10 protein-coding genes are annotated in these 13,638 nt (G+C 49.0%); 3 read left to right on the top strand and 7 right to left on the bottom strand.

Annotated elements, in window-relative coordinates; all coding sequences use genetic code 11:
- Positions 1-77 precede the first annotated feature (77 nt).
- Complete coding sequence (locus tag MUN86_RS24205) at positions 78-2,750, top strand: T9SS type A sorting domain-containing protein (protein WP_245125989.1); 2,673 nt, start codon at positions 78-80, stop codon at positions 2,748-2,750.
- A 19-nt stretch (positions 2,751-2,769) separates the two neighbouring features.
- Here MUN86_RS24205 and MUN86_RS24200 read toward each other — a convergent pair whose 3' ends face one another.
- The 5 genes from MUN86_RS24200 to MUN86_RS24185 form a co-directional block, all read right to left on the bottom strand.
- Positions 2,770-3,903, bottom strand: coding sequence for a multinuclear nonheme iron-dependent oxidase (locus MUN86_RS24200; RefSeq protein WP_245125988.1), 1,134 nt, complete (start codon positions 3,901-3,903; stop codon positions 2,770-2,772).
- 27 nt (positions 3,904-3,930) lie between these two features.
- Complete coding sequence (locus tag MUN86_RS32705) at positions 3,931-4,098, bottom strand: chryseobasin-related MNIO class RiPP peptide (RefSeq protein ID WP_441319123.1); 168 nt, start codon at positions 4,096-4,098, stop codon at positions 3,931-3,933.
- A 462-nt stretch (positions 4,099-4,560) separates the two neighbouring features.
- Positions 4,561-5,040: a hypothetical protein gene (locus MUN86_RS24195; protein WP_245125987.1), complete on the bottom strand. Its 480-nt coding sequence runs from the start codon at positions 5,038-5,040 to the stop codon at positions 4,561-4,563.
- A complete protein-coding gene (locus MUN86_RS24190) occupies positions 5,030-5,818 on the bottom strand; it encodes a ParA family protein (RefSeq protein WP_245125986.1) in 789 nt (262 codons plus the stop codon). Before MUN86_RS24190 ends, MUN86_RS24195 begins: the two co-directional genes overlap by 11 nt.
- A 642-nt stretch (positions 5,819-6,460) precedes the next feature.
- Entirely contained in the window at positions 6,461-7,693 is a 1,233-nt protein-coding gene (locus MUN86_RS24185) for a replication initiation protein (protein WP_245125985.1), read from the bottom strand.
- Positions 7,694-9,441: 1,748 nt separating this feature from the next.
- Here MUN86_RS24185 and MUN86_RS24180 point away from each other — a divergent pair.
- On the top strand, positions 9,442-10,659 hold the full coding sequence (locus MUN86_RS24180; RefSeq protein WP_245125984.1) for a replication initiation protein: 1,218 nt from the start codon (positions 9,442-9,444) through the stop codon (positions 10,657-10,659).
- Between the two features lie 65 nt (positions 10,660-10,724).
- On the opposite strand, the gene MUN86_RS24175 is transcribed toward MUN86_RS24180, so the two are convergent.
- Together MUN86_RS24175 and MUN86_RS24170 are read right to left on the bottom strand one after the other, a co-directional pair.
- Positions 10,725-11,399 (bottom strand): LEA type 2 family protein, encoded by a 675-nt coding sequence (locus MUN86_RS24175; RefSeq protein ID WP_245125983.1) that lies wholly within the window; start codon positions 11,397-11,399, stop codon positions 10,725-10,727.
- Between the two features lie 248 nt (positions 11,400-11,647).
- The gene (locus tag MUN86_RS24170) at positions 11,648-12,121 is read right to left on the bottom strand and encodes a cupin domain-containing protein (RefSeq protein ID WP_245125981.1); all 474 of its coding nucleotides are present in this window, start codon (positions 12,119-12,121) and stop codon (positions 11,648-11,650) included.
- Positions 12,122-12,478: 357 nt separating this feature from the next.
- Here MUN86_RS24170 and MUN86_RS24165 point away from each other — a divergent pair, with 357 nt between their 5' ends.
- Positions 12,479-13,627, top strand: a complete 1,149-nt coding sequence (locus MUN86_RS24165; protein ID WP_245125980.1) for an alpha/beta hydrolase — start codon at positions 12,479-12,481, stop codon at positions 13,625-13,627.
- Positions 13,628-13,638 lie beyond the last annotated feature (11 nt).

Here is a 13,638-nt window from a genome sequence, read left to right as displayed (position 1 = left end):
GCAGTGCCTTTGTTGCAGCACCTAACGCGAATAACACAACTGAGGCTCGGCGCACGCGGGCTACGCTAGCCAAGAATATGGCATTCATTTTCTTGCTCGACCGTGCTCCAAACGCTGGCGCTATTCAAGCCTTGCCCTTAACCGAGCAGGACACCCTTCGGACTCGTGTTATACGCCTGCTTGCGCAATGCAACACGGTGGTCGATAGTCCTACCGCTTACACGGAATGGCAGTGGCGCTCCAAAGAACTGATCGACTACCTCATTGCCTACGACCTGCTTCGCGGAGCGGGTGTTCCGGCTAGCACATTGGCTAGCGGCCGAGCGCGACTACAAGAGTTTGCCAGCAACTTACAGCGCCAATCCACTACTGCGGCGTTTGGTTTATTTTACAGCCAAGTAAAGAACAACCACGCTTTAATGACGGCCGCGGCCTTGGGCATGGCAGGCGTGGTACTCAATGAAGCAACGGGTACGGCTACGCACCAGCAGCCCCTTACCTGGATCAATACAGGCCTTTACACCATCGACAACGTGCTGTGGCGGGACACCCAACGCCAATCCGATTCCACGACTATTGCTGGCTATGCCGAGGGCCCTTACTACTTCAAGTATGCTTTCCTGAACTGCTTGCCATTTTTCCGGGCTATGGGCAACTTCCTGCCCGACCAGCGAGGACATTATTCGTTCGGTGCTAGCACCCGCTCGATTCGCAACCCGTACTACGATCCTAAATACAACCTACTCTACGAGTGGATTACTCGCATTCAAATGCCGGATGGCCGGTTTCCAGCCCTCGAAGACTCGTACGTGGATATGGGCATGCCAGAGTTGGCACTTACCGGCCAGAGTCGATACCTGAACTCTTTGCACGTTAGTCAGCTTTCCGGCTCCAGTCTAACCTCACTGACCGCTCAGTTGCGCGACATCACCGTGGATATGCGTGCTGCCTATTTGGCCGCCAACCTAACGCCCACCAACCCGTCCAATACAAGCTTAACGATACTACCAGAAAGCGGCAATCTTGTTTTTCGCTCGGGCAATGATACGCTCTCTAGCTACCTGCACTTGTACGGCCAGCATGGCCTCGCCCAAACCAATGGTGGTGGCCACAGCCAGGGCGATGCCAGTAGTTTTATTCTGCACGCTCACGGCGAGTTACTGGCCTTAGATGCCGGCTACCTGAGCTATGCTCGTCGTGGCGAAGTTAGTCAGGCTCTCAACCACAACTTGATTTTAGTTGATGATGCGGGTCCGGCCCCTGGTACTCCAGGAGAAGCTAACGATGCCGAGGCCACCATTCAAAATGGCTTCGACCTGCCGCAGTTGGCGTACGCAGAAGTACAGACCACTTATCCTAAGCAAAAAACTTCCATCACGCGCAAAACCTTGTTCGTACGAAATTCCTACTATCTGCTGGCAGATTTTGTGGAAGCCGCAGTTCCCCACACCTATACATGGCAACTGCACGGGCATGGTTTGCAAAACAGTCCGACCCCCAGTGTCACGGGTACCTTCACCGACCACCTAGCTACCCATGAAGGAATCTGGCAGAAAAATCAGGCCCGCTTGCGTGCGCACGTAACGGCGACTAATGGTGCCTCCGGCTACTCGACAGCCACTCGCCAACACGAAACCACTTACAACACGGCTGAAAATCATACCACACTGCTCGTGCGCAAAAGTGGGCAAGCCCAAACTCAGTTTCTAGCGGCCCTCGTACCTAGCACTACTACAAGCCCAGGCCCAGCGGTACACACCGTCACTACCTCCGGCTCAGCTGCTTTGGTGGCAGCAACATCCGATTTCCAGGACTTAGCCTTCGCCCAAGCAGATACTGTATCGACCTCGATTACTGGCGGTGCGTTGCCCCAGCCTTTGCAAGCCGATGGGTTATTGAATTTCTATTCGCTTACCCCGACCTATACGTTCGCCCAGGCCTTCTTCGAAGAAGGTACCAGCCTAAGCTACGGCGGCACGCCATATGTCTCTTCCTCGAAGCGGGCCACCATTAGTTGGCAGCAAGATGCCACTTCCTTTGAAGGTTACGTGAGCCGAGGCACGGTTCTTACTTTGCGCGTAACTGAAACCCCAACCGCTATTACTGGAGAAGCACTAACCAGCTACGTCTATGATGCCGCTACCCAGCAGCTACAACTAACTTTTGCGCAAGCCAGTCACTTTCGTGGGCAACTGGCTGCCCGTCCACTACCCGTTGAGCTACTGGACTTCACCGCCGAACGTCAGGCTGCTACCGTGAAAGTAACCTGGCAAACGGCGTCAGAGCACAACAACCTCGGCTTTGCAATAGAGCGCAAAAGCAGCGCTGCCGCAGATTTTCAACAAATCGGGTTTCAGTCGGGCACTGGCGCTACTAAATCCAGCACCTATTCTTTTCAGGATACTGCCCCGCCTACTTCCCTCACCTATTATCGGCTCAAGCAACTTGACCAGCAAGGCAGCGTGCAGTACTCGCCGGTGGTAGCTGTGGGAGTTGCCGCTGTTCATGCCTCGCTAACTGCGTTTCCCATTCCGGCTCAACAGACCCTCACCGTCTCTTACTCCGAGGTCAATGAAACAGTGGAAGTGTTATTGCGCAATCAACAAGGTCAAGTTGTGCTACGCCGGTTCTTGCATCAACAAGTTGTTTTGCCAGTACACTCACTGCCTCCCGGCCTCTATTATTTGCAGGCTGTAAACGCTTCGGGGGTAATGGTTGCCAAGCCAGTTAAAGTGGCTATCAATCGATAAAAAGTTCGAGTGTTTGAAGCTACCTCTTCCACTTTTGGGCAATGTGGATGGCCGTTTCCAACATATATGGTTCCCAGCTCTCTATTTTCCAGTCGGTATAAGCTAGCGAGGAAGAAGCTAATAGTTGCCGAGCCATTTCTAGGGAAGAAGCTGTTTCCAAAATCTGTGAAAGCTGCACCTGCTGCTCATGAAGCTGTTCGTTTTCTACTGCGGGGCCTAGGGGTATACGCTGCGCTGGTAAAAACAACTCGTTTGAGTGTCGGCATAAGTGATTGGCATTGCGCTTTACTATGCTTTCCATCCTCAAAAAATTGTGGCGGAATTGAACTCTGCTACTTTCCGTTTTCAGGCCGTTTCCTAGTTGCTCTAGCACCACATATTTCAAGTTGGGACACTTGGCTAGTGTCAGCTCCAAGAGTTGAAACACCTCTTCCGGCACGGAGTCATCATGAGTGTCCCTTCTTACTTTCTGATTTGGTCCCCGGTCCGAAGCTTCCCAGCTGCCTCCCGAAATGTGGATTTCCCGCACCCGGTTCAAGGGATAGAGAGGTAGCAGTTGGTCGTACGGAACCGAGAAGTTGTGAAGTTGGCAGTACAGGTTATGCAGGTCAAGAATGATGAAGCCGTTTACTGGTTCAATCAGCTTGTCTAGAAATTCGCCGTGTTGTTTTACCTCATCTAGCGAATAAGCAAATGCTAGATTTTCCAGCCCCACAGGGCACTGACAGGCCTCATAGATCCGGCTTAACCGATCTTGCCCAATACGCAAGGTGGTCGTAGTGTACGGTATCGGAAGAGGGGCGCCGTAATGAAAATTTTGGCCCGTGAAAAAGCCAAAATGCTCGGTAATATGATCGAAGCTAAACTCCGATGATAACTGCTGTAGCTTCTGTAGCCACTGTTGCTGCTCCTTGGTCCACTTACTCGACAACAGAGAAAAGAATACTCCGTGCCCGATTAGCCTTTTCTGCTCGCTATAGGCACTTAGCAGTTCCGTAAACCACGCGGGAACTTCCTCGGCCCAGTACAGGGTGTCAAAAGACCACTCCAGGGCCTCAACTTTGCCTTCTTCCAGCAATGGAAATGCCGCCGACAGAATATCTCCATCTAAGTTACACGCAATCGAAGATAGAATGACTGGCTGCTTTTCCATTACTGGCTGAGGTTGAGTTTCCTTTACTTATCCCATGCCACAGGCCGGGCAATTAGCGGGCGTCTTAGCTTCTTCCTTACCCTTTTTGCTGACGTTCTCTCCATTAGGTTGAGGCGCGTCCTTTTTCGTGCAACTTGTCGTTTGCACCGTTATACCAACCAGTATGGCACCGAGTAAAACTTTAGGCAGCTTCATAAGTGTAGAGTTTTGGGTAGGTGAGCTTCTTTTTTAGGAAGAGCCCAATCCCTAAACAGAGGTTGCATACAACTCTAGAACTTTACTCGCTATGATGTTCTGCCATGAAACAGCTTCTTTCTGCACAAGTCTTGCTAGCACCTCCTTCGAGGCACTAAAGCTTCAGTTGGATCTCCATCGTTCTTTATACAGCTCAAGTACTCCTCTTGCACCAGTACTGACTGGCATAACAGGCAACCGTGCAAGCTCAGACAAAGAAAGACAGCACTCCTCTCTCGAATTTGTGAGGGTTGTCTTTTAAATCCCACAAGACCCGCTAAAGGCTCAGCGAAACCTAAGTAATGGTTTCACTGAGCCTTTAGCGGGTCTTGTAGTAAAGAACTCAGGTAAGCAGGTAGGCTTACTCTTGCAGCATGCTTCTGCTTGTCTTTTTAAGATGTAGAAGCCGGCTTTGCTTTAACTTCAGCTACGCTTCTTATAGCCTTTAATTTTGCCCTGGTTAAGTACTTCCTGTAACACCTTCGGCGGCAGCGGTGTATTCGCTCCCTCAAACTGATCAAGATAGTAGTTGAGTGCTTCGTCGGTAAGGTCTTTGATCTTCACTCGGTCGTAGAACTGCGCTTGCTTGATCCGTAGATACGTTTCAAACTTTATCTGCGAATTGAAAGGAACCTGCTCAGGCACCGACGAGGGCGTAGCAGTACTCTCTACTGAAGTTGGCACTGGCCTCCCCCCTCCCCTACTCGTAGGTTGTGGTAAGGGAGCCACTGGTGGGCTTTCCTTTATTACTGCCGAACGACTTGAGGGCGTGTCGAGCAGAGCTTCAATAACGGGTACGGGAGGTGGGGTGCCAGCGGGGTTATCCGATAAGGTTGGCCGGGGTTTGTCTTTGTAGCGGTCCAGCGCAGGCCGCGGCGTGGTTTTGGCTGAGTTATTTGGCATGGAGGTGCAGTAAAATTTCGTCAGTCAAGGCTTCGTAATCATCAGCTCCCGTGGAATCTGGAGCGTAGTCGAACAGACCAGTGCCGGCCATTTGGGCATTCGGAATGGCTGTACTCTGGCGTATAGTGGTTTGAAATACTGGCACCTCTTTGCCATAATGATCTTTGATCAAATCGACGACATCATGGCGCAAACGAGCCCGGTATGCCGGAGAGTACTTCGTGAAAAATATGCCTCCTACTTGCAAAGTAGGATTGATGCGCCGCCGCAAACGGGTGCAAGTGTTAATTAAGTTAGTCAGCCCTTCGAACCCATAAAACTCAGGGTCAACTGGAATATAGAGCAGATCGGTAGCAGCTAAGGCAATCCAAGTGAGAGTACCAATGCTCCCCTTGGTATCGATAACGCAGTAATCGTACTCAGGGGCTACCATCTCTAAAATGTCCGCCAGCCGGGTTGAATGCTCCGCATCCCAACCAGGAAGCTGAGCTTCGTTAGCTTCCATTTCAGCGCTAGCCGGCAGCAAGTCTACGTTTTCGCCCACCGGCCGAATCACGGCGTGAACATCGTCGAGAGAGAACTCGCCTTTGCGCATAAGCAGCATGCCAACATGCTCAGGAATGTCGGCTCCTTCAAATGAAATAGTAAGACTACGTTGCGGGTCGCAGTCACAGAACAACACTCGGTGGCCCCGTCGAGCTAAAGCCAAACCTACATTAAGAGCGGAGGTAGTTTTTCCTACCCCACCCTTGTTGTTAGAAAAGCAGAGGGTTCGCATAGAAGACAAATGATAATGTGTAGCTGCAAGTAAAGAATATTTACGCAAAGACGTCAAAACGACAATGCATACATATTATTTTACGTTTATACGTATGAACGTAAAATTAGCATAATACATGAATACAATCTTAACAGCATCTGCGCGACAAGCAGATGTTGTATCTAACGTTTTTACGTAAAAACGTATTTACGTTTATCTTTATCTTGTAGTAGAGTATTCTCATAAATAAATCAAGAGTTATCAAACATTTTGCTGCTGGCTGCTTACCAAACAAGATCTAATCAGGTTAAGACTATATAAGCATTGAAACGTTTATACGTATGCACACAAACACATTTTAATGCTCCCTTTCATACGTTTATGTGCAATTACGTTTATATATACGAACGTTATTGCATATAAACGTTTATACATTTAAGCAGTTATTACATTTAATCGTTTGCGTGTTGAAGCATTTGTATGTTTTTACATTTGTACGTATAAATGTAAAAACGTGTATAATAAGGCAAAGAATTTATACTATGATCCTAAAGCTTGGCTTATCACCAACACGTCTGTAGCCTTGACCTCTAAAAAGTGAATGAAGGTTCGTGCTTATTAATTAGCAGCTAGCAGGAATTTCTATACTAGAGTAGGAGGTCAAATGCTTTTAACCAGCCATTCTATTCCGTCTGCGTCTTTCTCTTGCCGGAACCCTTGAGACAGATATACTAGTGTCAAGTTCTCTTGAAATGTAGCACCCTTAGCCGTCTTTTGACGGGCCATTAGTTCGTACGCCGCTTGGGCCTCTTCTAGCCGGTAGCGGATAGGGGAGGCCGGTATACTATTGCTGGTGCCAGAAGACTTACGAGCTACACTTTTCTGGCGCTGCAGAGCCTTCCGATACTCATCCGCTAGATGGCCTTTGGTGAGAGCGGTGAACACAGCTCCAGCCAAGCTTTTGATTTTGCCTTCGCTGCTCTTGCTGCGCTGATGCTGGACCACGTACTGCACGTAGCCGGGCTCCATCTCACCCCGCTCGATAAATTCACCGATAGTTGCAATGCTGCTAGCAGAAACTCCCACCTCAAGAAGCGCCTTTTGCCAGTCGGCTGTGGCCGGTAAGGAAGGCAAAAGAACTTCGCTGGTAACGGGTGTAAAATGAAAGCGGATTTCCTCTACGCTGTTGCTTTTGCCGCGAATCAATTCGTACTGAAACGCTAGGTTGGTTTGCGAAAGCTCTTGCTGGGCCCGATCCAGAACCCGCAATTTGAAGAGCGGGAATTGCTTGTATTGTCCTTCCAAATCCAGAACTCGTTTCAGCTCATCGACCCGAATGGTTCGCGTACCGAAGCTTCCATATTGCTTAAGCAACCAGTAGATGCGGTAGGAGTGGGCGCTTTTCAACTTAAGCAACTGCATAAGCTGCGCTTGGGTGAAATTGCCGTCATTGAGTTGTAACAGATGCTCACGCACTCGGTCGTTAAACCGTACTACAAGGGCCCGCTCTTCGCTACTGTAGTCGGCGTAGGCCATTAGGGGAGTGTTAGAAAAGCTAGGGGCTTCTTCAGTGGTTTGGCCAGTTCTTTTCGTCTTTTTCTTACTTGGCCGTTCGATGTAAATCACCCTAGAAGCGAGCAGCGCGCACATATCTTTCAACTGCTGGTAATCGTTGCTGCTCGGCCGACGCCCCGATAAAGCCACCACTTCCGTTACAGGGATTCGTAACTCGTGAAACTCGGTATCCTCTCGGTTGATGCGAGCGAGCATGGCCATGAACAACCGCATTTCAAGAGTTGTCAACGCAAAACGCGCATTGACCAAGTCGTTGCGCTGCACCACCAGCTTGCTGATGGGTTCCGGCTTATCACTGACGAAAAGTTCTCCTTGCATAATGGATAGGAGGGGAGGGTAGCGGGTAGTACGGCAATAGTATTACAAAAAATATTTCATTAACAGGTATTCGTGCTTTTTGTAATAGGAAGGAGTATGCTGCTATTACGATATCTGTAGAGATCTTTCGTGCTTTCTGTAATAGGTGTTCGTGCTTCTTGTAATAGCTAGAAGAAAATCATGTCGTGGTTCTTGTAATACATATAATACATAATCAATTGAATTACAGTAAATGACTGTCAACCTGAATGTTTGACAAGAGAATAAATTAGAATAAAACACAATTAGCTCACCATTAGACTGCCATTAATAGGCTTTTACCAACCTGTTGATTGAATGGTCGCACAGTAAATCGCCTACTGCTCACAATCATCATATGAAAGCAAGGCTAACTTTCGTGCTTTTTGTAATAGGCTCTGCAACTGCCTTATATCATAACCATCTACTAAACAGACCTAAGCGTTATGTCATTTATTATAATGCTTCATTTCAATTTGCGCTCCGCTATTACAAAAAGCACGAATAGCCTAAGCTATTGCATTATCAAACTCATCAAACACCTTGCTATTACAAAAAGCACGAAGGACACGGCATGATCAATGGGCTACTGAATGTACAGAAGACGTCACACTTCGTGCTTTTTGTAATAGATGTTGGCTATAATGAGTATACAATCTTGATAGTAGTAACGCTAAAGATTAACTAAATGGCTGATGAGCATTGTAAGAGCAGATCTAGCATAAGCTCTAATAGTAATTTCTGCAACTGTTTCAAAGAGTTAAATGGCTATACAACAGTCACATATGTGTGCATTTTGCATATGATTGAGAAAGACTCTAAACGTTAAATAAGTAGGTGCATTACGTGGCCTAATGGAATCAATGGTAGTCTCAACTTTTAGTAAGGCTAAGACCATAGCTTGTTATTACTCCTTGTGAGAAGCATAAACAGGATATATTCATTCAGCCGTAGTTAGCACCTATTACAAAAACCACGACGAACTCGTAATGCTGTTAAGTTCGGGCTGCAAAGGCAATGGAAAGGCTTCGTAAATAGCCAAGACAGGGTCAGACTGCGTGGTTTTTGTAATAGGTGGCGATAAGAAGTGCATGAGCTGATCAATAAGCGCTAACCACGTCGTGGATTTGGTAATAGAAGTGTGCTTTCCTGAAAAGATATCAGCAACACCCTTTCAGCATTAGCCTCAAAGTATTGTTGAAAATAGTACCTGTAAGCAGCTAAAACGACTTAATGATAGATAAAAGCGTCTTTAGAAGGGAACAACTATTACAAAAACCACGACACCGCGGCGGCCCGCTCTTTTCTCACCCGCTATCTGAGTCCTTTCCTCCCTTGCCTAGACCTTTTACAACTCATGCTTAAAAAAAGAAGCGACCTGTTTAAACCAGTTGTTTCCTTTATTAATAACCTTTTATAGGTTTAGGGGTGTTGCAACTAGCTGTGCAATAATTGATTGAAGAGGTTATCTATTACAAAAACCACGACTATCTATTACAAAAACCACGCAGAGCTATTACCAAAAGCACGAAGTAAGTATTACAAGAACCACGACTAAAAGCGAGGTAGCTATTACAAAAACCACGTTACCCTATTACCAGAAGCACGATTATCTATTACAAAAGCACGAAAGCTTACCATTACTGTGGATAACTATTACAAGCTAACAAGCTTGTAATAGTTAGGGGCATTGGCGAACTTACTGCCGGTAGCCACTAGGTGCACTATCCATGCAAACCAACTTATTCGATCCTGCCCCTCCGCCCGAACTGCCTGTCAGTAAGATAGTGGTCCAGCATAATGCGCTGGTTAATGCGCGTTTTGACCTTTCTACGGTTGAAATGCGCTTGTTTATGGCTATGCTTTCCCGCATTGGTCGCGACGATAGCGAATTCCGGGAAATGCGTATTCCCTTGACCGAAGTGGTAGCTTTGTCGGGGCGCCGGCCGAGCAGTAAGGATTACCAGCAAGTGGCAGGCATGTGCAACCAACTAGTGAGCCGTATCCTGCACATCGAGCGGCCCAATCCAGCCCGGCGAGCTAATCGCAAGAATTCCGATCCGGACTTCGATAAGATTCCGCTAATGGCGTACGCCAAATATCGTGGGGAGGAAGGAGCCCTGCACGTGCGCTTCAATGATGAGGTGATGCCTTACTTGCTGCAGCTGCAGCGCAACTTCACGAAGGCGCAGGTTGTGCAGCTGCTTAAACTGAAAAGCCCCCACTCGTACCGCATCTACTGGTTGCTCAAGGAATACAGCGCTTTCGGCACGCGTACAATTGCCGTCGATCAACTAAAGGCTTTGCTTAATCTGGAAGGGCAATACAAACAGTTTCCGCTGTTCCGGCTGCGGGTGCTAGACCGCGCGCAACTGGAGTTGGCAAAAACAGATCTACCCTTCGAGTACGACTTAATTCGGCAGGGCAAGGGAGTTGCAGAAATCAAGTTCCGTTTCACGTCGTTGGCTGCTGGAGAAGGAGAGGCCTTACTGGCGGCTAGTAGTGCTTGGGAAGATGCTTTGCTGCAAGCAGGAGTGGCCGCAGCCAGCATCGTGGCAGTAGGTGAGCTTATTGAGCGGGGAGAGGTGGAACCCGGCTACGTGCAGTACGTGGTTCAGCACCAACGCAGCAAAAGCAGCGAAGGCAAAATTAAAAGCTTGGCCGGGGCTATTGTTTCGGCTATCACCAAGAAACACTTAACTGCTGAATACAAAGACGCGCAGAAACGTAGCACGGCGCCGGTAAAGAAAGCAGCACCTGCCCGTCAGGAATCAAATGAGGTTCGTTACCGGGTCGACGAATTGCCTGCCATTTACCAAACGATGGTGCGCAAAAATCTGACAACGGCTTCTAGCTTCGAAGAGCATTTTCAAACTGTATACCTCGACCAAGGCTTCATTGTAGAAACCGATGGCCAAGGTGTGCAGTGGGCCGTTAAGAGAAACTGACGAGTAACAACCTAACCAACCTCACAAGCCTCCAGGGTTAAACAGGCGAGGTTACACCTCGTAGACTAAGGCTGACGTTTGAGAGAGTCGCGCCGATGGATAGCATCCATGGCTTGACGGGCAGTGAATTCCTTGTTAACGTCTATGTAGCCCGTAGGGGAGATAGAGCGGCCCCCACTAGTGATAAAAGTTGGTTTGAGACGCAGCGTCAGGCGCATAGGCTCTTGGCCGCGGTCAGATAATCCGAAAGCCATATTGGCCAGGTTCTCAGCCGACTGCTCGCCTAGAGCGTCGCGCAGATTGCTTTCCAGCGTAACAGGAGCCACTGCTACTCCGCCGTTGGGAGCTACTTCAATGCGTTGCGTCGTCCTTCCTGTGGCTATCTGCTTGCCATCGAGCAAGGCAATATAATCGAGTCCGTTGAGAGCCGCCATCTCGTCGTTGGGATTACGAATTTCAAGGTTCACGAGCATGCGCAGTGGCAGATTGCCCGACGCATAAGCGGCAGCTAGGCGGGCTTGGTTTAGCGTACTTAAGTCGCTGACCTTACGAATTTGCAACACATCGATGCCCGCCACGGTAGCTTGCTCCACGGAAGCCAAGCGAATCTCGGCATCCTTGAACGCTTTGGCTTGTTGCACTTGCTCGCTGATGCCGCAAGAATTGATGCCTAAGAGGCAAATTAAGCTAGTGACGAGCAACAACAGATAGGACTGCGCAGAAGAAAGAAAACGCGGCATAAGCAGATGAATAAAAGGTGAAGCCGATGCGGCCCTCTTCCTACTCGTCTGCTTGAAAATAGTTGTGTGCTATTATTGACCTGCTTGCGCCGTTACTGAATACTTAATAAGGCTAGTATTGACCTAGTATTGACGGCAAATAGCCTGAAGCCCCTTAGCGCGGGCGAGAGGACGCAACAGGCCAAAAACGGCCTGTTGTACCCAACGAGGAGGTGTAGCTAAGCGAAATTCGTGGTCGAATTCTTTCGTCAATAAAGAAACCAGCAGCAAGCCAGGAACTCCTTCTGCATTGACTTGTCCGCACTCAGCCAATGCAAATATGATTCGGTGAAACTCTTCTGTTCGCAAGGCCGGGCGCGTTGTCCAGCGTACGGTAGCAGGATAAGCAGCGGCATTCCACATGGAATGCACGCTGCCAGGGGAATGCGCAGTGTATCGCCAAGATGAAGCGTGCTCAACTGATTGTTGAGGCGGACCGTGAGCTGTCCGCTTATTACTTCAAAATATTCTTCCTGCATGGGGTGGTAGTGTGGCAGAGGCTCCTTGCTTCCAGTACCGTAGCTTGCTTCGATGATCAGCTCCTGCTGGCTTGTTGCAACAAAGGTTAGCTGCTGGCGCGTGACAGGGTTGTAAATAATCGCAGGCTGAGTGAACATGGTCTTAGAGGAAAGGAGCTGTTTCACATCTACTAAAAGTTTGTCTGTGAAGATAATAGGAGCCATTATCTGCCCCTTAAGTTGGAAGGGAGGAGAAAGATAGGATGGCTACCAAAAGGGTTCCAGAACAAACTAGCTGGATTGAGAAAATACGTGATTCAGTTGGGCAAAAGGAGCAGTATGCTGTATCTTCTTCGGCCTTCAACTCACTGAAAGCATAGCTTGAGTTGCTCAGGTCGACTGCTGGTTTCAGGTTGCGTTCTTGAAAAACGCTTGAGAAGTAGAGCCAAGAATTTTGCCTTAACTAGTTTATAACTGTGGGGAGGCAACGCTCTGACCACAACCACTATCTGCTAGTTGAAACGCTCGTATGGCCTTTCTGTTCAAAGCCTACCGTTCTCTGCCAACCTAACCGAGATTACTATGCAGTTGAAATCATTCCCGCACAGCAAGCTAATCTGCCTCATGGTTCTGCTGATGTGTTCCATTAGCTCCTGGGGCCAACGGAAAGACGACAGTACGGCTGACCCTTATTCAGAAGCCCGAAAAATCGTGGAGGACCTTGGGAAGATTGTAGCTCCTAACGGGGTGCAGGAGTCGTACGAGACTAGTATTGGAGGTCTAAAACAGTGGGTGTATGTGCGGGGGCAGGACCGAAGCAACCCGATTATCTTATTTGTTCACGGTGGCCCCGCTTCTCCTATGGCCCCGGTATCTTGGACGTTTCAGCGTCCGCTCGAAGAATGCTTTACCGTAGTTCATTACGACCAGCGGGCCGCGGGCAAAACTTACGCAGCCAACGATACCACCAAGCTAGGGGCTACTCTCGCCATTGCCCAATATGTGAACGATGCCATTGATGTGGCAGAATTTATCAAGAAGAAGTACGGCAAAGACAAAGTGGTGCTGATAGGCCACAGCTGGGGCACGATTGTGGGCATGAAAGCCGCCCTAAAACGCCCCGATTTGTTTTACGCCTACGTTGGCATCGGGCAAGTAATCAATACGCGAGACAACGAAGAAGTTAGCTTCCGCTACGCCCTAGAGCAGGCCACTGCCCACAAAAATGAAGCAGCGTTGAAAGAGCTGCGCTCAATTGCCCCTTACCCCGGCAACCAGCCCATTACCCGCGAAAGAATCATTATTGCGCGTAAGTGGCCGCAGTACTATGGGGGCTTGTCGGCTTACCGCGACGAGTCGTCTTATTACTTCCAAGCACCGTTGCTTTCGCCGTTGTATACCCGCCAGGATGTGGCAGCAGTCGACCAAGGCAGCTTGTTTACGCTCGGCCGTGTTTTGCCTGAATTCTTGGCTGTTGATTTCAAACCCGTCACTTCATTTCCCATCCCGGTTTTCATGTTCATGGGACGGCACGACTATACCACTCCCTCGGAGCCGACGGCTGCTTGGTTAAGCAAGCTGAAGGCTCCCCTGAAAAAAGGAGTCTGGTTCGAGCATTCAGCTCACCTGATTCCCATGGAAGAGCCAGGGAAGCTGCTCGTCACGTTGCTTAATGAAATAAGGCCGCTGGCCACAAAGCAGACTTCTGGTGGAGTGAAGTCGAAACACTAGCAGAAGGGCGA

This window comes from Hymenobacter volaticus, assembly GCF_022921055.1.
Taxonomy (GTDB): domain Bacteria; phylum Bacteroidota; class Bacteroidia; order Cytophagales; family Hymenobacteraceae; genus Hymenobacter; species Hymenobacter volaticus.
The sequence above is the reverse complement of the archived record's forward strand: the minus strand, read 5'-3'. Positions and strand labels throughout refer to the sequence as shown.

Coding starts and splice junctions, on each gene's coding strand:
- MUN86_RS24205 (WP_245125989.1), top strand. CDS start 78: ATGGCATTCATTTTCTTGCTCGACCGTGCTCCAAACGCTGGCGCTATT.
- MUN86_RS24200 (WP_245125988.1), bottom strand. CDS start 3,903: ATGGAAAAGCAGCCAGTCATTCTATCTTCGATTGCGTGTAACTTAGAT.
- MUN86_RS32705 (WP_441319123.1), bottom strand. CDS start 4,098: ATGAAGCTGCCTAAAGTTTTACTCGGTGCCATACTGGTTGGTATAACG.
- MUN86_RS24195 (WP_245125987.1), bottom strand. CDS start 5,040: ATGCCAAATAACTCAGCCAAAACCACGCCGCGGCCTGCGCTGGACCGC.
- MUN86_RS24190 (WP_245125986.1), bottom strand. CDS start 5,818: ATGCGAACCCTCTGCTTTTCTAACAACAAGGGTGGGGTAGGAAAAACT.
- MUN86_RS24185 (WP_245125985.1), bottom strand. CDS start 7,693: ATGCAAGGAGAACTTTTCGTCAGTGATAAGCCGGAACCCATCAGCAAG.
- MUN86_RS24180 (WP_245125984.1), top strand. CDS start 9,442: ATGCAAACCAACTTATTCGATCCTGCCCCTCCGCCCGAACTGCCTGTC.
- MUN86_RS24175 (WP_245125983.1), bottom strand. CDS start 11,399: ATGCCGCGTTTTCTTTCTTCTGCGCAGTCCTATCTGTTGTTGCTCGTC.
- MUN86_RS24170 (WP_245125981.1), bottom strand. CDS start 12,121: ATGGCTCCTATTATCTTCACAGACAAACTTTTAGTAGATGTGAAACAG.
- MUN86_RS24165 (WP_245125980.1), top strand. CDS start 12,479: ATGCAGTTGAAATCATTCCCGCACAGCAAGCTAATCTGCCTCATGGTT.